The sequence below is a fragment of the Acrocarpospora sp. B8E8 genome (assembly GCF_039871605.1).
Lineage (GTDB): Bacteria > Actinomycetota > Actinomycetes > Streptosporangiales > Streptosporangiaceae > Acrocarpospora > Acrocarpospora macrocephala.
Map to the genome: position 1 here is coordinate 1 of NZ_JBDPLV010000122.1, position 20,778 is coordinate 20,778.

Sequence of the window (20,778 nt, forward strand, 5' to 3'; positions counted from 1 at the left end):
TCGAGCCAGCGGCGGGTCAGCCCGCTCTCCAAGCGTTCACGCTCATCGGCGGCCATCGTACGGAGCTTCACCACACGATTAGATCACCGATCACGAGACAACGGATTTATTTCCGCATGCTCCCTAACCCAGCGAATCGTTGTCCTGTCCGATACGCAGCTCCCGTACGAGGACAAGCGCGCACTTCGCAACGTCATCGCGTTCGTAGGCGACTACCAGCCGGACGCCGTCTACCAAATCGGCGACCTGATGGACTACCCGACCCCGAGTCGGTGGTCCAAGGGCACCCGCCACGAGTTCGCACGGGACGTCATCAAGCACAGCGACTACGGCAAGAAGAACTTCCTGGAGCCGCTACGAGCCGTCTACGACGGCCCGGTGGGGATCTTGGAAGGGAACCATGATGAGCGCCCGAGGGTTTACCTGGAGCAGGCAGCGCCCGCGCTGGCCGACTTCTCGGAGACCTTCCACTTCTCCAAGCTGCTCGACTTCGACGGCTTCGGCGTGACCCACACGCCGGCCTTCTTCAAGGTGGGCCCGGACACCGTTCTGGTGCACGGCCACGAGATCAAGGGCATGTCGCAGATCGCCGGGACGTCCGCCTACAACCACGCCACCAAGGCGGGGACCAACATCGTGATGGGCCACACCCACCGGCTTGGCATCCGCCGACACACCGCCCAGTACATCGGTGGCAAGCCGGTCAGGCGCTGGGGCTTCGAGGTCGGCAACCTGATGGACAGCCGCAAGGTCCAGTACCTGGGGGCCGGGGGCGTGGCCAACTGGCAGAGCGGTTTCGGGATCTTGTACGTCGGGAAGTACGACGTCTCCCCGTACGCCATCGACGTCTGGTCGGACGGATCATTCGTCGTCGAGTCCGAGCGCTACGGAGCCCTCAAGCGTGACGAGGGCGGAAAGTTCAAGGCCGCCGCATGACCCATGACCAGATACATGAGATTGGTAACGCCATCCAGATCACTGACGACCAGGCCGAGATGCTGGCCGAGGCCGCCAACGAGGTCGGCCGCAAGTTCGCCCGCCAGTACCCCGCCCTCGAAGCCGACGACATCACCCACGAGGTCGTCGCCCAGGCCATGGCCGAGTGGGGGCACATCTCGACCAAGATGTTCAAGGCCGCCGACTACGGCCGGTCGATGTTTGAGGTGCTGCACTTCCTTCTTTCTGAGCGGGCCAGCGTCTACTGCGGCAGGCAGCACTACGCCTACATGATGGCCAACGCCACCGCGATCTACACGCCGCGAGAAGTCCGCGCGCTGCTGCGCGAGTACTACTTCAACCCCGACGCCTGGACGACTCCCGTCAAGGACACCAACCATGGCGTCGCGGTGGAAGCCAACAGCATCTGGGTCAACCTGGCAGACCTGGGCCAGGCGATGGAGCGGATCACCGCCAAGGCCCATGACACCATCCTGGCCGCCTACGGCCCGGAAGACCTGGAGCTTCCGGAGCCCGACAAGCGGCGCGTCAGCGAAGCCGTCGCCCAGCTCACCCGCGAGCTGAACCGGCACCTGAACAAGACGAATACCAACCACGAAGGGCCTGGCGCTCGCAGAGCCATGTCCAACGAAGACGCCCTCTACATCACGCGGAAGCAGGGGAACTGAGCTTGACCTTCACCTTTGGCCCGACCGGACAGACCGTCTACGAGCGGACCTACAGCCGCACCCTGGCGGACGGAACCAAGGAGACCTGGCCCGAGACCGTCGCGCGGGTCGTCAACGGCAACCTCAACCTGGTCGGTGATCAGTACCGCACGGTCGAGGAGGTGTACAACCTCTACCAGCTGATGGAGTCTTTCGCCGTCCTCCCGGCAGGCCGGCATCTGTGGGCCAGTGGAGTCCGCGGAAGGCAGTACCTGTTCAACTGCCACACTTCCGGCTGGACCGACAGGTTCAGCGAGCACTTCGAGTTCAGCTTCCTCAGGTTGATGGAAGGTGGCGGAGTCGGCAGCAACTACGGCTCCAACTACCTGGCCGACTACGGCCCCGTACAGCACGCGCTGACCGTCCACATCGTGTGCGACCCCGGCCACGCCGACTACGAGGTGATGAAGGCCGAGGGCCTTCTCTCGGAGGAGTTCTCCCACGAGTGGGACTGGCCGATGGTTGTGGAGGACTCCCGAGAGGGTTGGGCCCACGCCCTGTCGGACCTGCTCGACGCCTACATGCGCCCCGACACCCTGCACATGGACCGTGTGTTCGACGTCTCCAACGTGCGGCCCGCAGGAAGCCGACTCAAGACGTTCGGCGGCACCGCATCGGGCCCGCTGCCACTCGCGGAGATGCTGCACAAGGTGTCCGAGGTCATGAACGGTTCGGACGAGTGGCGCAGGGGGCGCGAGCTACGCCCCCAGCTCACCCCTCTGGAGGCCATGGAGATCGACCACGCCATCGCTCAATGTGTGGTCGCCGGAGGCAACCGGCGCAGCGCCCGGATGGCGATGCTCCCGTGGGACGACCCGCACATCTTCGAGTTCATCGACAGCAAGACCAACGGCGGTCACTGGACGACCAACATCTCGGTGATCATCGACGACCGTTTCACCGCTGCGCTGGCGGGCGAACTCGACCTGGCCACCTTCGAGCACGCACAGAACGTGCTCGACCGGGTCTCCACCGGGATGCTCCTGAACGGGGAGCCCGGCATCTGGAACAAGACGCTGTCCCAGGTGGGTGAGACAGGGGAGGTCTTCGCGACTAATCCCTGCGGTGAGATAGCCCTCGAACCCTTTGAAAACTGCAACCTCGGCCATCTCAACTTCTCGGCGTTCGCCCCCACCCAGAAGTATGGGGCGTTCGACATCGACGGAGCGGTCAGGGCCGCGAAGCTGATGACCAGGTTCTTGATCCGCGCCACCTTCGGGGACGTCAACGACCCCAACCAGGCCGCGATCCTGGCCCAGAACAGGCGAATCGGCGTGGGCCTGTTCGGTGTTGCCGAGGGCTTGGCCCTCATGGGCATCCGATTCAGCAAGGCTGCGGGCAACGCGTACTTCCGCACCATCCTGCGGAAGCTGAAGCAGGCCATCCGCGAGGAGGCCCGCGACTACGCCTTCCAGCTCCGCATCCCTGAGCCGGTCAAGGTGACCACCATCGCCCCGACCGGGAGCGTGGCCAAGCTGCCCGGCACCACTGAGGGCATCCACCCGATCTTCGCCCGCTACTACATCCGCCGTATCCGCTTCTCGACCCTGGACGTCGACCAGATGGCCCAGGTGCAGGCGTACATCGACCAGGGATACAAGGTCCTCGACGACCCGATGGCCGCCAACACGGTGGTCGTGGAGATCCCGAGCATGGAGAGCGTCGTGGAGCGGGTGGAGGCCGCAGGCTGGCCCGCCGACATCGTGGAATCCGCCGACGAACTCACCCTCCACCAGCTGCTGGGCGTCCAGGAGACCGTGCAGGAGGAGTACGCCGACAACGCCGTGTCGTTCACGGCCAACGTCAACCCCGAGAAGTACTCCGCTGCCCTTGTCGCTGACGCGATCGAGGACTTCGCCGGAACCCTCAAGGGCTTCACGATCTTCCCCGAGCGAGGCTACGAGCTGGCCCCGTACGAGCGGATCACCCGTGAGGAGTACGAGGAGTGGGTCAGCCGCACCGGCCTGACCAACGTCGAAGACGGCATCGACGAGGACTGCGCCAACGGCGCATGCCCCGTCCGTTAACCATACCCACATACATGAGATTGGTAACTGCATGAGCGCGTACGACGAGGACCCCTGGAACACCGACAGCCCCGCCGCCGACCCGTGGGCGGATGAGGCCCAGGCCGACGTCCCCCCGACCAACACCCCCACCCCGAGCAAGGAGAGCGCCATCAGCAGCAGCGAGCCCAAGATCACGACCACGATCAAGTACGGCGCGGGATTCGACGCCCCGTGGACGGTCATCCACAGCGCCTCGGTTGAGGAAGCGAAGGAAACCCTCAACGCGGCGAAGGACCTGCTGGAGCTGACCGCCAAGGTCGCCAAGTTCGCCAAGACCCTGGACTCGGGCACGGCCCCGGCCGCCGCCCGCAGTGGGAACGGCGGGGGCAACCGGCCGGCGTCCAACCCGCCCGGCCAGCAGGCCAAGTCGTGCTCCCACGGCGAGATGGTCTACCGGACCGGCAACGGAGCCAAGGGCCCGTGGAGCGGGCACTTCTGCCCGCTGGAGAAGGGCGACCCCGACCAGTGCAAGCCCATCTTCACCAAGACTCGCTGACCCACGCCCTGATACAGGAGACTGGTAGTGCGGACCCACGAGATGCGGCTCGCGGGCCGCACCGTCACCGGCCACGTCATCGAAACCGAGGATGACCTACCGGCCTTCGCTGACTGGGCCAGCCAGCACCACGAGTTCGGCTTCGACACCGAGACCACGAGCCTCGACATCTACAAGCCGGGCTTCCGCCTACGCACCGCGCAGTTCTCAGTCGGTGACCAGTCCTGGTTCCTGCCCGTGGAGCGCCACCCGCGCTTCGCCTGGTACACCGCAACCACGCTGCGCCGCGCCAAGCGGCTCTACATCCACAACGCGAGCTTCGACCTCCAGGTGGCTGACCGCCACCTGGGGGTCCCCCTCGGGGAGAGCTTCCTCAAGACCGTCGACACCGGCATCATCTCCCGCCTGGTCGACTCCCGCGCCCGCAAGGAAGGCGGGACCGGCCACAGCCTGGAGGAGCTGACCGAGGTCTACATCGACCCGGTAGCTGCCGAGCAGATCAAGGGCTCAGTCAGCCAGCAGTGCAAGGAACTCAAGCTCAAGAAGGAGGACTACTTCTCGCAGGTCTCGATCGACGACGAGATCTTCCAGATGTACTCGTTGATGGACCCGGTCCTGGCCTGGGTCCTGGCCAAGACCCTCCTGCCCAAGGTGCCGGCCAGCGCCAGGCACCTGATCCCGTACGAGCACGAGATCGCCCGCATCTGCTCGGACATCTCCAAGAACGGCTTCCTGCTCGATCGGCAGTACACCAGCGACCTGGCCACCCGCCTCCGCGAGGAGGAGGAGTGGTGGCTGATGGAGATCGAGAAGGAGATCGACAAGCTCGACTTCCTCGATCCCGAGGAGTTCAACCCCGGCAGCACCGACCAGGTGGCCGAGGCCTTGATCTACATGGGCCACCTGGAGTTCAAACAGACCCGCACCGGTCGACTCCAGGTCGACGACGACCTCTTGGAGCGCCTGGCCCAAGGCGGTATGTACTTCGCCAAGGCCGTCAAGGAGTACAAACGGGCAGGCAAGTGGGCGGGCACCTGGCCTGAGTCGTTCCTGGCCAACGCTGATGAGCACGGCCGGTGCCACGCCAACATCAACACGCTGCAAGCCCGGACGGGCCGCATGTCCATCACGGGCATCCCAGCCCAGACCCTCCCGTCCAGCGACTGGATGGTCCGCCAATGCTTCCTCGCGGACGAGGGCCACGTCGTCGCGAGCGTGGACTACTCAAACATGGAACTCCGGGTCATGGGAGCCCTCGCGGGCGACCCCACGATGATCCGGGCGTTCAAGAATGGCGACGATCTCCACATGCTCACGGCGAAGGCCGCCTTCGGGCCGAACGCCACGGTCGAGCACCGCAAGTACGGCAAGGGGGCCAACTTCTGTAAGGCGTTCGGCGGGGGAGTGAACGCCATCGTCGAGCAGTTCCACATCGACCGGGCCAATGCCGAAAAGGTCGTCAAGGCGTTCGACGGGACCTACGTCGAAGTGACGAAGTACTCCCGGAAGCTCCAGCGCGACGCCAGGCGTGATGGCTATGTCACGTCGGCTACCGGCCGACGCCTCTACGTGGACAAGGAACGCCCCTACTCGGCACTCAACTACGTCGTCCAGAGCAGCGCTCGGGACATCACAGGCGCCGCCATGAGCCGGCTCGACAAAGCTGGGTTCACCCCGTGGATGCGCCTCCCTATCCACGACGAGATCCTTTTCAACTTCCCCGAGAAGGAGGCCCGCGACCTTGCTCAGCAGGCGGGCGAGCTGATGAAGCACAACCTGAGAGGACTTGATGTACCAACCGACCCCGAGGTTGGAGGACGCGCCTGGGGAAGTCTGTACCTCACCCCTCATTAAGAAGGGGATGAAGCTCGACAAGAGGGCCGCACTGGAGCGAGGGATGCTTCCGTGTGGCCCTTGCGGTGTCGAGAAGTCCCTCTCGGAGTTCTACATCTACGAGGGTAAACATCTTCCTTCTTGCTGCAAGGGGTGTCACCAGGACCGCGTCGTAACGCGGGCCTACCAATTCCCCGGGATCGAGGCTCTACGAGCCTTCCGCGGTCTGCATGACAACCGCTGTGGCATCTGCGGAACCACCGAAGACGCGACAGGCAAGCGCCTCGCGATCGACCACGACCACTCCTGCTGCCCGAGCCCTGGTAAGGGCTGCCAGAAGTGCGTCAGGGGCTTGCTCTGCACTCGCTGCAACTCCGCCCTCGGATCTCTCAACGAAGACCCCGCGCTGTTTGAGGCATCGCTCAACTACCTAAAAAGAACGGCAACGAGGAGATCCGCCCGCGCCGCTTAAGGTGCGAAGCCACCTAGTGCCGCAACTATTCCGATCGCCAACCCTGCGGTCGCAACGAATGCTCCACCGCCACTACACACAGCAACCAATTTGTCGCCGCCTAGTAGCTTAATGGCGATTCCACTCCCGAACGCGATGTTCAAAGCGATGCTCAAAGCAAGCGCCACGTAGAACGCGCCCATGCCTTCCCTCCATCTCGATCTTGCAATGGATCGAGGCCAGAGGAGACGAAGCCCACAACGACCTCGACCCCGTAACGGGGTCTGACTGGTAGCCGGGTCCGGAGCTACCGATGGGTCTGTTGCTTGGTATCGGGCTTCTGTGTCGCTTCGCTTCGCTGTGTTCGTGGACCACAGGTGCGTTGGGAAGCCGCACCTAATTTCATCTCTCCTCACACCCACAGGCTTTCCGACTACCTGCGATATGGGCGAGCGAGGCAAGTATAGCGACACTCACGACACGCGACACTCACGCTGCAATTAGGACAGCCGAAACTAGATCTCGACATCTTCCGTTATGGCCGAAAGGCGAGATGCAGCAGATACACGGTGTTATCCACCGTCGCACGAGCGCAGAACCTGCGTTCCACAACTTCGAGGAAGAATTCGTGGTGGTCGTCCGAAGCACGCACCACGTGCCGGGCACCACAAGCCATCAGGTCGTGCCCCTGAGCATCCAGGCCGCTGGCGACCTCTACCGCCAGCTCGGCGACGTACTCGCCAGCGCGACGTGGGAGGGCATCAACCCCGAGGACCTGCCGTACTGATGAGGCTCGAACTCATCAAGCAAATGGACGGGACAGCTCTCCTCGACGTGCGAGGGCTGTCCTTCCTCCCCTCCAGGACCCCGGCTTGGTTCAGTGTCAAGCGGAGTTGGACTTGACAGCAGCCTGACTCGCACCGCTCTTAAGCGCCATATCCTTCTTATGGGCTTTCAGTTCGCGTTTGCGACGGCGCCTGATACGCCATTTGGCCATCCCAATTTCATCAAGAGGATCTCTTCTTAGTTCCTCTCCTATGCGCCCCTGAGTGGACTGATAGATCTCGTTTAGCGAGTCCCATGCCCTTGCCAGCTCGCCGTGAGTTTTGCTCAGCTGAATTGCAACAACCCCGTCCATGTACTCCTGAATTGCGTCGGAGGCGGGCCACGATCGGCATCTCTGAAATAAGGGAACTATTTGAGTGTAGAACTCATTGTTGCGTTCCGCCTGCTCGCTTGTCATCAGTCCTACGAGCTGTACATCCGCGTGATCGGGACCGTGGCGGTGGCCACGTATCACTTTGTACAGGAACATGTGATCATCGGCGATTAGGGACGCCAATAATTTCAGGTCCTCGCGGTCTTCTTGGTCTCTTTGCAAGCGAAATTGATCCCTGCGTGCGATCAATTCGCGGCGGCGAGCACGCAGATCATTCAGGCTCTGGCTGACCATAGTCAGAGCGGCCCCGAGTGCCAATGAGCCAGCTGACACCAGCACGGGGATCCAGTCGAAGGGGGCGGCGGCAACCACAACAGCATCTTCTCGCACCTTCAGCACCGCTTGGCGAGTCTTTCCCAAATCCGACATCGGTCAGACGGGTCGTGATCCCCCACCAGGTGCCCAGGTGCCCACATCCTCCTGCCCGGGAGATCTCCTTGGCCCGCATCGTGACCCCCCAGCGGAGACTCGTGTGAGAATTGCCCGCCGACAAGGCGGGGCTACTTGCCCGATAGATCACCAATCAGACGGTATAACTTGCCGTTTCGCGGATGGATCTCTCACAGCAACCTTATGTAGATTTGCTGATGCTCCTCCAGATTTGAGCCTGGAGGCAAGTCAGTACACTAAGGAGGTAGGAGTGTCATACCTAATACGATTCCGCAGCATTATCGCCGCGATCGCAGTTGGCATTCTCATCACGGGAGCACCAGCCACTGCGTTTGCTCAGGACCCCGGAGACCCACACCCGACAGACTCGGCACCATCACACCCAGTAGGAGTCGGCACACCCGCATCCGGGGCCCCTAACATACCTTCAGCGCTTCGATGTGCACTAAGTGTCCTCCCGCATGCTCCTAGCCCAGGCCTGGTAGGTCTGAGCCTAGAGATATACCGCCTGATAGGCAGAGGTATCCGGGCCGGGGAGGCAATCCAGATAGTTAGTCAGCGAACCCCCCTCACCGCTCGACAAAGGTACGAATTGTTCCTTATCGCGACTAATCTGCAGCAGTGTGCACAAGCTAGCAATGTACTCGAAGCCGCTCTCGGGGGGATCTACGGCGTCTTTACAGGCGAAGACGTGGGGGGAGGAATGTGGGGAGGAGCCTTCTAGGCCCGTCTTCTTGCCGAGAAAAAGCCCCCGCTTCGGCGGGGGCTTTTTGCGTTGTGTCGGTGCCCCGGTAGGGCGCGGTCACGGGTCGTGCCGGCCGAGGAAGGCTAGCCCTACTGGGGAGTACCGGGGCAGGCCGCCGCAGTTGAGGCCATATAGACGGGGGCTCGCTTTACCTGCCGTGCTTCCTGTCGTCCTGCCGCTCCTTCAAGGCTCGCCTATGGGCATCCGCCCAGTTGTTGTATTTAGTGGAGGTTGAGAATTTGTAGCTCGGCATCTGCTTGTACAGCTGGACTTCGATATCCATCACAACGAGGTATTCATTCGTCGTATTTCCGGGATGGCTTGGCTCAATGACTACCCAATCAGCCGTGGCGATCTCCTCTACTCGTCATCCGAGGGCGGCGGAGGAGGGGGCGGCTGGGGCATAGGCCAGTGCGGGCAGCCCGGAACTGGGCCTCCACACGTCGGGCACATCATTGGCATAACAAACTCCTTTCGGGCATGGCCACGACCGGCCGGCCTGTTTCGACTACAGGAAGAACCGACCGGTCGTGGGGTATAGGGGTTAGACGGCCCGGCCCTCCGGGCTAAACATCGGCTGAAGGTCGCTCAACCGGACTAGGAGCTGGGTGGCCAGAGCAACCCGCAGGAGATAGGACATCGTGAACGGGATCTCGACATTCCGTTCGCCGGTCGGGATCGCCTCCCACTTCAGGCCGGGCTCATACATGTCGGCCAAAACCCCGTGGTAGCCCACGTTGCCCACCGAATAGGCGGCGAAAGAATCGTGAAGCTGTGGGCACAATTTGCGCGCCTCCGGGATGCACGGTAGGCACGTCGGCGGCGCGCTCGTAATCTTCATTGTCGGGTCCCGGTAGTCGTCGCGGACCACACGGTCGGTAAGAATCCATGGGATTCGACCGTCCTCGCCCATGGCGGGCTTCCCGCACACTTGGCACAACAGCTTTTCCATGCACCGCCATTGGCGGGCCGTGTTCAGCTTGCGCCACATTGGCTGACCGTTACGGCGCTGGCCAACCCTGGCCACCAGCGCGCCGTACGAGTTGATGTCGCCCCGCTTCTCGTGCACGTACCGGAGTCGCCGACCGTACCGGTCCTTGGCGAACCAAATCGGGTCGGTCCGTAACTCGCCGCCGTACGCGATCACGTACGGGACACGGAGCTGTGGCACAACCTGAGCTGTGGCCGGGGCGGTCAAAGCTGCTCCATGCTGGTCTCGCCAACCCCGGGCTGCTCCTCAAGCTGAACCCGTAACTGCTCGGGGTCACCGGACAGGGTCGCGGCGTAGCCTTCAGGCCGCTCCCGCCAATCGATCTGGTGTTTGCGGGTGGCGTTCCAAGGCCGGTCATCACTGGAGCCCAGCCCACGCCAGAACCGCCAGCCCGGGTAGTCGGTGCGTAACTTCTCGATCAGTTCGAGCGGGGTCAACTCGGGCTCAACCTGCTGGGGGACTTCAACGGCGACCAGGGGCCGCCGATGGCCTAACAGGTCAGCGTCTGGGACAGGTACGGGGGTTTGGTGCGGTGCCATAGCTCGACCGTAGGAAGGTCGCATTCAACAGCTCAACGAGTTGGTACGAGTTGGTACGGGAATCAGTACTGGGACTCCAGGGCGGCATTGATCAACGCGCTGGCTTTCGCCCCGTAGACCGCTTCGGCGGCCAGGTCCTCGAAGAGCTGGACGTAGAGAGCGATCTCGCGAGGCTGCGTGATGGTCACCGCCGCCGTCAGCAACTCGATGAACACCTGCGTGTCGTCATACAGGTGGAAGTTCTCGGCAGGCTTCTGGACGCGCCGACCCTCGATGGGCACCACGCCCAGGGAGACGTTCGGCCGTCGCATCGCGACCAGCAGGTGGTTCAACTGCTCCCGCATCACCTCACCGCGGAATGGTTGGGCGCGCAGCGCCGCCTCCTCCACGAGGATGGCTGCTCTGCGGGTGCCATCATCGAGCAGCCGTTGACGATCCACCCGTACCTGGATCGCATCCTCGATGTCCGGGGGATCTGCGCGGTGCAACTCCGCGCTGCGCAACATCAGCACGCGCATATAGCCGGGGGCCTGCACGGGCCAGGGGAATGTGGTGGAGCTGTAGAAGCGGTAGAGCCGAGTCTCCTCAAACAACTTCCGCCGCATCTCGTTGAGATGCTTCTGGCTGCGCTGAAATTGGCGCCACTCCATGTAGGCGCTCTCGACGGTGCGAGAGGCCGCTATCAGGCCGGGAATCTCCTCTGGTACGCCGCAGAAGCGGCACCAGATCTCGATGTCCTGCTCAGTCGGCGGGGTACGGCCAGACATGAGACGAGAGCACCTGGACTCGTCCCAGCCAGCCTGCCTCGCCAGGGCACGCGAGGTCAGGCCGGACTGGCGAAGGATCGCTCGTAGCCGACTGCCGATGGCCTTACGGGCTTGCTGAGCGCTGCTGGAAGGTGACGCGGGCACGGTACGAGGCGCGGTGACTAGGCGGGGTTGTACTCCGCGTGGTCAATGCCGCGCTCCCAGACGGCTTCAAAGGCCGAGCTGCACAGGCTGACCACTGCCGGATCGTCGGTCATCTCGTACCCGACGAGTTCTCCATCCCCTGATGAGAAGATCAGCCGCACCAGCCCGTCGTCGAACTGCCAGAAGTCGCAGCCAGGCAGCGCTAGATCGTAGGCACGCTGCCGAGGCAGCCAACGAACCAGTTCCCCTGCCGCGAGGTTCGCGGCGGGAGTGATGGCGTGCTCGTACCAGATGTAGTCGCTGAACGGTTCTGAGACGACTCTCGCGCGTCGGAAGGTGACACCTCGCACGATGTGCCGGCCGATGAGGTCTACCCAGGATGACAGGTAGTCGTACCTGGAGATCTCTTCGATATCGACCCCATCGCGCCAGGCCCGGTAGCCCTCACCGCTGAGCCCGTAGGTGTCGCGCATCTCCAGGTGCGTAACCGAGCGCTGGGTCTTGTCCAGCAGCTCAGCCAAAGTTGGGATTGTCGCCACCCAAAGCCTCCCAAATAGCCTTGCGCAGCTCCGGAGGAATCCGGAAGGCGCGCTCGTCCGGTGCGATGTGACTGTACTGCTCGATCTCGGATAACACCTCGGGGTCCTCGATTGGCCAGCCGACGAACACAAGGCTGAGATCAGTCTCATCGACCGAGACCGAAGGGCAGTTCTCGGTATCGCTTCCGGCCTTGCCGTAGAACCGTAGCGCCATGGGACACCTCTGTCTCGGGAGTGAGTACGAATTGGTACGTACCCTGAGGCTGAACGCCATCAGCGTGACAGTCAAGGGGCTACGCCCCGCCCCAGGAGCCTCCTATTTCTCCACCTGGGCATCGACGGGATGGCCGCATTTGGGACAGAGCCAGCGGGGTAGTGCCTCGCCCAGCAACTCCGGCTGCTGCTCACGCAGCCACTCCCGTACGAAGTGGAGCAGGTACATGGCGAGCTGGACCTTGGCGGCCATCGCCTGATACGCCTCGGGGTCTCCGGGGTGTTGGAGCACCCCCTGGAAGGCAGTAGCCGGCCTACCCAGCCGGGCCAAAGACAGACCGAGGCTGCGCAACTCTTCGAGCGCTGACGGATCGACGGGTCGAACGGCCGGGCGATCAGTGGTGTCCACTTTCTGTTCCTTCGGGAGGTTCATCCGATTTTCGACCACAGTATGTCCAGGCTGTAGGTCAAGCGACCACCGCTGGATGACTAGATTGGTAGAGTTGCCCAGCAGGCAGTGCTCGGCCCGGACTTCTTTCTTCTCTATCGGGCCCCATCGAGAGGAGTGGCGTGGTTACCAAACTCGTAGCCGTGTGCGACCGGCACGCCGAGGACGTCCCAGCCACCCACCACAACGAGTGGGTCAACCTGGAGGGCAAGCCCAAGGAGAACGACCTGTGCGACGAGCACCAGGAGCCGTTCCTGGCGGCTTGGGAGGTCATCGAGGCGGGCTCCAACCTCTCCACGAGAGCGCCGGCCGCCAAGCCGGCCCCCGCGAAGCCGAAGCGGGTGAGGCCCCCGAGGGGGGAGCACACCCAGAGCTCCATCATCCGGGCCTGGGCCAAGAGCGTCGGCATGGAAGTCAGCGATCAAGGGCGTGTGGGCTTCCACATCGAGCAGGCGTGGAAGGAGGCCGGTCGGCCGGCCATCCTGCCGTCCGACGCCTGATCAAGAGGTCAGGTTTACGTGCCCTGACCTGCTATTTCTGTGAATTTGCTGTCTGGCGTAGGCCGGGAAAACGCCCTATCTTATGAGATATGGACGAAACGCAACCAAACCAGTCACAGATAACCAAAGCGGGTGCGGCTGGGTGGGGTCCCAAGAACCCCTTGTGCCCCATAACCGAGCTGGAAGTGCTGGGGGAGCACCCCTCAGGGGTGCAAGTAGTGTGTCTGGGCTACGAGGACGGCTACCTATACGAATACAAGATCCCCAAAGGGGTCGTTATCTCCCCGGAGATCCCCAATCTCCTCCACCCCCTCTTCCGAGGTCGGATCCTCCGGGCCTTCTCGGAAGATAACTGCAACTTCCTCTCCGTTTGGGTGCCCATAGGGGATCAACTGGCACCGGGCGTGGACTACGCCACCACGCCGGCCGAGGATTACGAGACCCTCCACCGGGATTCCAGGATCTTCGTAGGCCGATTGAGGTTCAACACCGGATGGGTGTACCGCGTGGTCGTCCAGCTCGGCTACCCGTGGCCGACTCCTGCGCAGATCCCCTGCATGGAACCGACGCTCGTCTCACCGGTCATCGGCGTCGACCAGAATGACATGGACTATGTGATCAAATTTTGGGTTGCCGACAACGTTATCGCCCAAGTGCCACGTGCGCGGTCAGGGTGTGACCCCCTCAATGCGGAGGTGGTGGCCGTGTGAGCGCGGTTTCTCCCGGTGGAGTCGAAGGCCCCCCACCCAAACGCCCTTGACCGGTCGCTGCGGACTTCCCTGGGACGCTGGCCCAAGAAAGGAATTGCCCCGGCACTTTGGTGAAGGCCGGGGCGGGCTGCGCATGTGCCGGAGCTAATCATCCTGTGTATTACTCGCTCTTAACCTTTTGGGCGACCTCTCCACGCTGGAGCCTGGATAGCGCAGGGAGCGTCTTTGACTGACCTTCATCGACTGACCCTTTGCCGCTTCGGTCAACCTCTCCTCCCGGAGGGGCATCGACAGGGGTCCCTACCTCTAACTGGATCTCGATCGACAAAATACGAACGCTCATCTTCGCGTTCACTCGCCTCCTCACCTCTCGCAAAAGAGGCGCCAGGATCATGAGGCGAAATGCGCCAAGCATGAGAACTCCGCATATAAGGCCAATCACGCCGTTGGCGAGACTGGCCATAGTCGATCTAGTCCCCCATCTCCTCGCTACGGTCCTGCATGGACCACCTCCTTCTCGGCTTCTAGTTCGAGCGTACATACCGACCTCTACAAGTGCGGGCTAACGCCGACAATCCGAGGGCAGTTTCAGGGTCTCCGGCCCCTCAGGAGCGCCGATGCACGGCCACGGCCTAGGAAGTGGGGGAATCACTGCCATCAGGGGTCTCATCGGCGGGTGGAGCAGCAGTCCTGCCTCCGCGAGGCAACTCGGGGGTTCCTGCTCGACTCTTGGATCGAAGCAGGAGCGTGTTGAACAGGTTCTGAGCGATCTCACGCCGATGCTCGTACTTGGAGAACATCGCGACCATCGCACAGATGAAGGTCAGGACAGCGTAGACCGCTGCCGACCCGAGGCCAGCCAGCACCAGGGCGACCATGTAACTCATGCTGCTCCTGCCCGTTCCAATAGTCCTTAAAGACTTGAACGGGCGTTCGCAAGCTCACTAATATCGAAATTGTCCGAAGATCGCAAACAGGTCACGAAGCGCCAGGTCAGGCGACCCGGGGTCTAACGCGACCTATCACTCCCTTCACATGAGTGCGGACGGCAGCTAGCTCGGCAGGATCGCATGCAGGAAGCCGGCGCAGACGAAACCGAGCCCAACGCCCGCGATCAGGCCGCCCGCAAGGCCGGTCCCGATGCCCACGGCGGTGCTGACCGTGAAGATGATGGCCCAACGAATGGGGAGCTTGTCGTTGTCGGGTTGGCCACTGGGCTGGATGGTCATTTCGCGCCTCTCCGAGGATCTTCGTTGTTGTCACTACTCCCTCACCTCGCACTGCCTTAGCTAGCTAGTCGAAGGCTCGTTCATATGAGAAGACCGCTTCTGCATCTTCAATGAAACGGGATGGGTGAGATCTTAGGGCTGGCCAGCCGCTGTAACCCGCACCTTAGTTTTAACGCTTCGATGGCGCCAAGTCACGGTGGATCCAGCACCCACCGTCTACGGCATCGCAGCACTCCAACTCCCTGTGGCTTCATCGCAGCCAGGTCTGCGTGTGAGTTCCTGCACGAAACAAGAACTTCACCGGGCCAGAGCACATGGGAGCAAGTCCCGCAGCGAAACAAGAACTTCACCGGACGGATGACTTCAACCGGGCAGAGAGTATCGAGTTTCTGGGCAACCGGCACCTGCTCGCCGCAGGCCCTCGAACACCCTCTGCTGAGGCCCCGAAGGAGCTATCTGGCAGGGTTTTTGGGAATCCGGGGACTTCCTTCTTTCTCCCTCTGTAGGCCCCTGAAGGGCCCTACAGCGAGATCCCAGACTTGTACATCGGCGGAGGAGGCAGGACCCTCGGGCTCGCGTGCGGGCGTATGTATGTATCCCCCCACCTGCCTGTTTGCGCGCTGTCGCGCGCCCCACTGCCCACGACGTGAGAAAGAAGTAACCGCAGCTCAGCCCACCTATCGGCCCTTCTTTCTTCTCTCTTCGCCTTGCCTCACATCGAGGCAACACGCGCTCTCGCGCTCTCGCGCGTTGTGTGCCTCACCTCAGTCCAAGATCTTTTACTCCATGTATGCGCTGGTCAGCGCCCCTTTGTCCCACTACCAATCATGAGATTGGCAAAGTCGCTCTTGACGCCCTGTGCCGTCGCTGCCAGACTGATGCCACACCCCACCGAGACGGCGGGGCAGGCAGACCAGCGGGGAGCGTGACCAGGGCAAATGCCCGGAGAGCGCCCACCTAGGGAAGCCAGGGACTGGCCGCTTAACCGAGCTACCAGTCTCCTGTACGGTTAGAGTGAACGCCGGAACGGGCCACCACGACGAACCTGCCAGAGTGCGGGGGAGTGGACCAAAGTGCCTGATCAGGCGGGACCTTGACACCAAACATGAGACTGGTAGCATGGGAGCGGAGCGGACGGCCTAGCCGGAAGCCCCGCGAGAGCCGCCAAGTCTCTTGCACCACTGACCCTTCGAGCCGCCCCTGAGGCGGCGACGGAAGGGGCGCGACACAGCGCCCTGCCCGGTAGCGCAACTTGATAACTGAAGACGCTCCGCCGTGGGCGGGAGCTGCGCAAAGGCGCGCAACGTGGGCACCGACCGTGCTAGCTGGCCAGACCAGCCGGGAAGTCGGGGGAAGGGTTGCGTCACCTGGGCGGCGGCAACCGTACGGCGACGGAGCGCGGAGATTGAGCCTGACTCCCCGACTGGGAACCAGAGTCGGCAACTCCAGGAGCACAGGACCGCCCCCTCATGACGGGGTACGGGTCCGCTCTGAGGATGCACCTCGCGATCAAGGTCTGCGGCTACTTGCCACCTGCGCAGCGTGAGACATCCGGGCCTGGGGACGCCTGCGGTTCGGCCCGACAAGCCGCCGACCGCCTGTAGCCCGTGAGGGGCGGGAAACGAGGCCCGTGAGGGCCCGTGGTAACGGCAAGAGATCTCGCACCGCTTCGGCGGTGGCCACGGGATCGCACATGCGGTGCGGTCCTCTGGTCACACCTGGAGACTCGATGCTGCGCAAGCTCGCGGTTGGCCTTGGGGCCGCCGCTATCGCACTCGCCGGAACGGTGGGTGCCGCGAACGCTGCACCCACCAAGCCCAGCAAGCCGCGGGTCGCGTACTCGGCGCACGGCAAGGTCAAGCAGGAGGCGTACTGGGCCCTGAGCTACAACCACGCGGGGGTCATCGTGTGCGTCACGAAGGGCGACAAGTCCGAGGCCGTCTACAAGATCGCCAAGTACGCCAAGGCGAACCGCGCCAAGGGCTACTACTGGGGCGGACCGGCGTCCGCCAAGTACGACCGGATGTGCAACGCCAAGTAGGCGGGAGCGTGCGCCCTGGTGGGCGCCACGGGGTTCGATCCCTCGGCACGCACGTAAGGAACGACGCCGGCCCCAAGGGAGGGGACTCATGATCGACTTCACCTACGGTGCGTACCCGCACCGCGATGGCCTGGAGATGCTGTCCGGGACCGGGGAGCGCAAGGGCGTGACCATGCGGCGAGTTGAAACGCACGGCTCCACCACGTGGGAGACCCACGAGGCGTACGCGGTCTACGGGGAGCGCGTCCAGCTCATCGGGACGGCCCATGACCAGTGGGCAGCGTTCCGGAAGATCGAGCTGTGGTACGCGGAGCAGGACAACTACTACCTGGCGTGGGCCTAGCGGCCCGCCCCCCTTTTGCCCGGATACATGAGAATGGTAGACAGGAGGCTGGAACCAATGTGCAAGCAGGTAGACAGGCCGTGCGGGTGTTCGGTGCGGGTCAACGACTACGGCGACGGCTACCAGACGGTGGCCGGGTTCACGACGTGGTGCCAGGAGGCCAAGGGCTTGATCTCCCAGCTGGCGGCGGTTCGTGGTCGACGCCGGAGCGCTGCGGACATTGCAGACGCCATCACGGCGCACGTGCTGTTCGTCTGATCGACGGTTCTCAGCCCGGATTTGATCCGGGGGTAGCGCTTCAAATGCGACTGAGAGCACTCACCAATACCCACCAACACACAGGAGCCTGGCATGCAGTTCAACGCGATTTCCGCCATCAAGGAGTTCTTCGGATTCGACTCTGAGGACGGCGCTCGTTTCCGTAGCGAATGGGCGCGTCTCGGGAAGGTCGGCCGCGAGCAATTCCGGACTGCGTTTGTTACCGGCACTCTCACCTACTGACCGGAAGGAATCCCAATGCGCAAGACGCGAGAGGTCCGCATTCTCGAATGCGGATGTGAGGTTGACGCCCCCCGATTCGGTGGCATGAAGCGCGCTATGGGTGCGTTGCTCGCCAAGCTCATCCCGGCAAAGGGCGACCGTCAGGGTTGGGAGCGGCTATGAAGCTGAATCAGCAAGGTCGACTCCAGATCTACGTTGCCGGTAGCACAAGGCTCTTAGAGGTCCTGGGCATGTTGGCCGGGCCCGAACTGACGGCTAAAGAGCTGGTCGTAAAGGCAGAGATCGAGAAAGAGCTGGTCAGGCGGGGTGTGAAGCTCTGATCAGCGGTCCCTGGCGCGTCTGGAATGACGCGAGTAAGCGCCTCGAAAGCGACTAGGGATACCCGGTTCATAAATCGTCTAGCGAATGGGATTCACTCATGATTGTTACTGGATACGTGCCCTGCGAATGCTGCTGGCACGACACCATCGGGCGTTTGGGCGAATTCGCCTGGTGTTCCGATTGTGAAGAAGACCAACTGTCGGACATGGCCGACGACTGCCCGCACGGCATTTCTTAGGGCCTGATACAGGAGATTGGTAATGATCGACATCAAGCCCGACGAGAATGTCTACGCGGGATACGTGGACAACGTTCTCGCGGTTTGGGAGCGCGCTACATTCGATCAGATGGGGCGTGGTGTGAATTGGTATCGCACCGCAAACCAACTGGCGAACATGATTTCCGGTGGGGATGCGGCGGCGGGTGCGGGTGTTCTGTCCGCCCTTTCGGCTAACAAGTCGTGGCGTGAGAACGTGAAACTCGCGACTCGGGCATTTGAGGCCGGTGAGGCGTCCGGGCATTTCGGGGACGCCATTCGTAAGGCTGCCCGAATCATGGCGGGTGAGGCACCGGAAACGGTGCTGCCCATGGATGCCAAGACCGGGAATTTTTACCGGTGCATTCTCAATCCGACCGATCCGGAATCGGTCTGCATTGACCGGCACGCTCACGATATCGCGGTGGGCGAACGCTACGGGAATCGTGACCGTGGCCTCGGTGCGTCGGGTCGGTACGCACTTCTAGCGAACGTCTACCGGGATGCGGCAATGCGTCTCGGGGCTATTCCCCAGGTTGTGCAAGCCGTCACCTGGGTTGTCTGGATCGAAAACAAGGGGAACTGACATGGCTACCACTACCGCTCGACCCATCTACGAAATCGCGTCGGAAATTCGGGCCGCATGGAGAAAGGTCTACTTCGGTGCGGTGCCCTACTTGGACGCAATGTCGGACCTGAACAAGGTCACGGATTCGTACTACATGGACAGTGCGGACTCCGTAATCCGGTACTTCCTGGCGAACGCTGCCACGTTCCGTGGCCCGCGTGCCAAGGAAATCAAGGCCGAACTGAAATCCATGATCGGATGAATAACGAAACGGCTTTGGCCACGGTGCTTAACCGGATCAAAGATTTCGTGATCAGCGACTACTACGGAATGGAGGAGAGGTGCGTCACATGCGCTACTTGCGGACGCCTGATTTATGAGATCGAAGACGGCGATTGGCTCGAATGCATGGTGAGCAAGGCATTCGACCACAAATGTAAGGACTGAACGGAAGGTTGGGGAGGGTGGCCCTCGGGCCATTCTACCGAGCAGTTCGCTCCACATCCCCCGTACGGAAAAGGAACTCGCAATGCTGACTATGACTAGCGCATCAACCATCAAGGTGCACTTCTGGAACCTGGGCGCGTACGTGAGCGGAAGCCTGGTAGGCGGCTGGATTGACCTCGACTACTGCGTGGACTTCGAGGACTTCGCGGGCAAGGTGCTGGACGCCACCCGAAACGCTGAGGAAGTGATTCTCGGGGATTACGAAAGCGACTTCGGTATCTCGTTCTCCGAGTACCAGGGCCTGGAAGCGATTTGGGCCGTGCATGAGGCGCTGTGTGAAATCCATGAAAGCGAGCGTGAGCCGTTCGGGGATTACCTGGCATACATCGGCGGGGTTGACTACCTGGACACGGCAATCAGCGACTGGCAGGACCACTACTGCGGCCAGTTCAAATCGATCGAGGATTACGCCTGGTCATTCGCCGAGGATGTCTATCCCGACCTGGCGAACATGCCCCCCGGATTCCGGGTCGAAGTGGACACCGTCGCCTGGGAATGCGACCACTGGATTTCGGCCAACGGCCACGTGTTCAGCTCCTGAGGCCGTTTGGGATTGGCGGCAGGCATGGCGCCTGCGGCCTTTCCGAGACTACCTCCGGGTCTCATCTACCGAAGGGCAGCAATGGAACTCACGGCAACTCAGAAGATCAGTCTTCAGCTCGCCATTGCGGCGCGGCTCAGGGAACTGGAAGGACTCGAAGGGGCCTACGTAGTGAAGGAACGGATCTACTGCCGGGAATTGGCCGAGATCTTCAACCACGCCATGACCGTCGACATCAAGTCGTACAGCGGGGTCTGAAATGGACGGCTTCGACTGCTGCGACAAAACCAACTGCATCGGCACCTGTGACTGGTGCGGGTTTTCGAAGTGCCCTGAGGCACTCGACGTGGACCGCTGCGACTGCAAGGAGGAGACACACGTGGGCACCGACATTGAGGTCTACACGGGCGACACAGCGCATGAGGTTGAGGACTATTCGGGGGGCGAGAGTCGCGGCCACGCGATGCTCTCGGCTTACCAGGACGCATTCCTTCCGGATGAGCCGTTGGAGACCGTGGCCACGGACATGATCGCGGACATTCTCCGGGCCGTTCCGGAAGAGGACTGGTACACGGTCATTCGGAGCGGGCTCATGCACGCACACGAAGAGATTCACGGCTGGGGTTCGGCCAGGGCTGAATGCGTTCTCACATCGTGAGACCGAGAGCGATCAGTGGGTGTTCGAAGTTGTCGCGTGCCCATCGGGTTCCATCGGCGATGTTGGTGAAGTTGAGCAGGCGTAACGCGCCAATC

Annotated in this window: 27 protein-coding genes; 18 read left to right on the forward strand and 9 right to left on the reverse strand. The window is 62.3% G+C overall.

Annotated features, from left to right (window positions below):
• The 6 genes from ABGB08_RS51970 to ABGB08_RS51995 form a co-directional block, all read left to right on the forward strand.
• On the forward strand, window positions 1-936 hold a 936-nt coding region (locus tag ABGB08_RS51970), incomplete at its 5' end, for a metallophosphoesterase (protein ID WP_347607147.1).
• Window positions 933-1,625 (forward strand): hypothetical protein, encoded by a 693-nt coding sequence (locus ABGB08_RS51975; protein ID WP_347607150.1) that lies wholly within the window; start codon window positions 933-935, stop codon window positions 1,623-1,625. The genes ABGB08_RS51970 and ABGB08_RS51975, both read left to right, overlap by 4 nt.
• 2 nt (window positions 1,626-1,627) lie before the next feature.
• Window positions 1,628-3,691, forward strand: coding sequence for a ribonucleoside-triphosphate reductase, adenosylcobalamin-dependent (gene nrdJ, locus ABGB08_RS51980; RefSeq protein ID WP_347607153.1), 2,064 nt, complete (start codon window positions 1,628-1,630; stop codon window positions 3,689-3,691).
• Window positions 3,692-3,722: 31 nt separating this feature from the next.
• On the forward strand, window positions 3,723-4,229 hold the full coding sequence (locus ABGB08_RS51985) for a hypothetical protein (RefSeq protein WP_347607156.1): 507 nt from the start codon (window positions 3,723-3,725) through the stop codon (window positions 4,227-4,229).
• 27 nt (window positions 4,230-4,256) lie between these two features.
• Window positions 4,257-6,083, forward strand: a complete 1,827-nt coding sequence (locus tag ABGB08_RS51990; RefSeq protein WP_347607159.1) for a DNA polymerase — start codon at window positions 4,257-4,259, stop codon at window positions 6,081-6,083.
• A 1,058-nt stretch (window positions 6,084-7,141) separates the two neighbouring features.
• Entirely contained in the window at window positions 7,142-7,300 is a 159-nt protein-coding gene (locus ABGB08_RS51995) for a hypothetical protein (protein WP_347607162.1), read from the forward strand.
• 96 nt (window positions 7,301-7,396) lie between these two features.
• Here ABGB08_RS51995 and ABGB08_RS52000 read toward each other — a convergent pair whose 3' ends face one another.
• The 7 genes from ABGB08_RS52000 to ABGB08_RS52030 all read right to left on the reverse strand — a co-directional run bounded on the left by ABGB08_RS52000 (window position 7,397) and on the right by ABGB08_RS52030 (window position 12,469).
• A complete protein-coding gene (locus tag ABGB08_RS52000) occupies window positions 7,397-8,101 on the reverse strand; it encodes a hypothetical protein (RefSeq protein ID WP_347607164.1) in 705 nt (234 codons plus the stop codon).
• A 1,310-nt stretch (window positions 8,102-9,411) separates the two neighbouring features.
• The gene (locus ABGB08_RS52005) at window positions 9,412-9,936 is read right to left on the reverse strand and encodes a hypothetical protein (protein WP_347607167.1); all 525 of its coding nucleotides are present in this window, start codon (window positions 9,934-9,936) and stop codon (window positions 9,412-9,414) included.
• Between the two features lie 125 nt (window positions 9,937-10,061).
• On the reverse strand, window positions 10,062-10,397 hold the full coding sequence (locus ABGB08_RS52010) for a hypothetical protein (protein WP_347607170.1): 336 nt from the start codon (window positions 10,395-10,397) through the stop codon (window positions 10,062-10,064).
• Between the two features lie 62 nt (window positions 10,398-10,459).
• Window positions 10,460-11,308, reverse strand: a complete 849-nt coding sequence (locus tag ABGB08_RS52015) for a helix-turn-helix transcriptional regulator (RefSeq protein ID WP_347607172.1) — start codon at window positions 11,306-11,308, stop codon at window positions 10,460-10,462.
• 17 nt (window positions 11,309-11,325) lie between these two features.
• Window positions 11,326-11,829 (reverse strand): DUF6879 family protein, encoded by a 504-nt coding sequence (locus tag ABGB08_RS52020; RefSeq protein WP_347607174.1) that lies wholly within the window; start codon window positions 11,827-11,829, stop codon window positions 11,326-11,328.
• Entirely contained in the window at window positions 11,822-12,061 is a 240-nt protein-coding gene (locus tag ABGB08_RS52025; RefSeq protein WP_347607177.1) for a hypothetical protein, read from the reverse strand. Before ABGB08_RS52025 ends, ABGB08_RS52020 begins: the two co-directional genes overlap by 8 nt.
• A 102-nt stretch (window positions 12,062-12,163) precedes the next feature.
• On the reverse strand, window positions 12,164-12,469 hold the full coding sequence (locus tag ABGB08_RS52030; RefSeq protein WP_347607180.1) for a hypothetical protein: 306 nt from the start codon (window positions 12,467-12,469) through the stop codon (window positions 12,164-12,166).
• A 161-nt stretch (window positions 12,470-12,630) separates the two neighbouring features.
• On the opposite strand from ABGB08_RS52030, the gene ABGB08_RS52035 reads away from it, so the two are divergent.
• On the forward strand, window positions 12,631-13,008 hold the full coding sequence (locus ABGB08_RS52035; RefSeq protein WP_347607183.1) for a histone-like nucleoid-structuring protein Lsr2: 378 nt from the start codon (window positions 12,631-12,633) through the stop codon (window positions 13,006-13,008).
• Window positions 13,009-13,097: 89 nt separating this feature from the next.
• A complete protein-coding gene (locus tag ABGB08_RS52040; protein ID WP_347607186.1) occupies window positions 13,098-13,718 on the forward strand; it encodes a hypothetical protein in 621 nt (206 codons plus the stop codon).
• 632 nt (window positions 13,719-14,350) lie between these two features.
• Here the strand turns inward: ABGB08_RS52040 and ABGB08_RS52045 are convergent.
• Both ABGB08_RS52045 and ABGB08_RS52050 read right to left on the reverse strand, forming a co-directional pair.
• Window positions 14,351-14,605: a hypothetical protein gene (locus ABGB08_RS52045; RefSeq protein WP_347607188.1), complete on the reverse strand. Its 255-nt coding sequence runs from the start codon at window positions 14,603-14,605 to the stop codon at window positions 14,351-14,353.
• Between the two features lie 165 nt (window positions 14,606-14,770).
• On the reverse strand, window positions 14,771-14,947 hold the full coding sequence (locus ABGB08_RS52050; RefSeq protein WP_347607191.1) for a hypothetical protein: 177 nt from the start codon (window positions 14,945-14,947) through the stop codon (window positions 14,771-14,773).
• Between the two features lie 1,693 nt (window positions 14,948-16,640).
• Here ABGB08_RS52050 and ABGB08_RS52055 point away from each other — a divergent pair.
• The 10 genes from ABGB08_RS52055 to ABGB08_RS52100 all read left to right on the forward strand — a co-directional run bounded on the left by ABGB08_RS52055 (window position 16,641) and on the right by ABGB08_RS52100 (window position 20,683).
• Window positions 16,641-16,988, forward strand: coding sequence for a hypothetical protein (locus ABGB08_RS52055; RefSeq protein ID WP_347607194.1), 348 nt, complete (start codon window positions 16,641-16,643; stop codon window positions 16,986-16,988).
• Window positions 16,989-17,076: 88 nt separating this feature from the next.
• A complete protein-coding gene (locus tag ABGB08_RS52060; protein ID WP_347607197.1) occupies window positions 17,077-17,331 on the forward strand; it encodes a hypothetical protein in 255 nt (84 codons plus the stop codon).
• A gap of 57 nt (window positions 17,332-17,388) precedes the next feature.
• On the forward strand, window positions 17,389-17,589 hold the full coding sequence (locus tag ABGB08_RS52065; RefSeq protein ID WP_347607200.1) for a hypothetical protein: 201 nt from the start codon (window positions 17,389-17,391) through the stop codon (window positions 17,587-17,589).
• 93 nt (window positions 17,590-17,682) lie between these two features.
• A complete protein-coding gene (locus ABGB08_RS52070) occupies window positions 17,683-17,832 on the forward strand; it encodes a hypothetical protein (protein ID WP_347607203.1) in 150 nt (49 codons plus the stop codon).
• A 158-nt stretch (window positions 17,833-17,990) separates the two neighbouring features.
• A complete protein-coding gene (locus ABGB08_RS52075) occupies window positions 17,991-18,152 on the forward strand; it encodes a hypothetical protein (RefSeq protein ID WP_347607206.1) in 162 nt (53 codons plus the stop codon).
• A 261-nt stretch (window positions 18,153-18,413) separates the two neighbouring features.
• On the forward strand, window positions 18,414-18,995 hold the full coding sequence (locus ABGB08_RS52080; RefSeq protein WP_347607209.1) for a hypothetical protein: 582 nt from the start codon (window positions 18,414-18,416) through the stop codon (window positions 18,993-18,995).
• 1 nt (window position 18,996) lies between these two features.
• Complete coding sequence (locus ABGB08_RS52085; RefSeq protein WP_347607212.1) at window positions 18,997-19,239, forward strand: hypothetical protein; 243 nt, start codon at window positions 18,997-18,999, stop codon at window positions 19,237-19,239.
• Between the two features lie 267 nt (window positions 19,240-19,506).
• Window positions 19,507-20,025 (forward strand): antirestriction protein ArdA, encoded by a 519-nt coding sequence (locus tag ABGB08_RS52090; protein WP_347607215.1) that lies wholly within the window; start codon window positions 19,507-19,509, stop codon window positions 20,023-20,025.
• Window positions 20,026-20,106: 81 nt separating this feature from the next.
• Window positions 20,107-20,283, forward strand: coding sequence for a hypothetical protein (locus ABGB08_RS52095; RefSeq protein WP_347607217.1), 177 nt, complete (start codon window positions 20,107-20,109; stop codon window positions 20,281-20,283).
• Between the two features lies 1 nt (window position 20,284).
• Entirely contained in the window at window positions 20,285-20,683 is a 399-nt protein-coding gene (locus ABGB08_RS52100; protein WP_347607220.1) for a hypothetical protein, read from the forward strand.
• The last annotated feature ends 95 nt before the right edge of the window (window positions 20,684-20,778 follow it).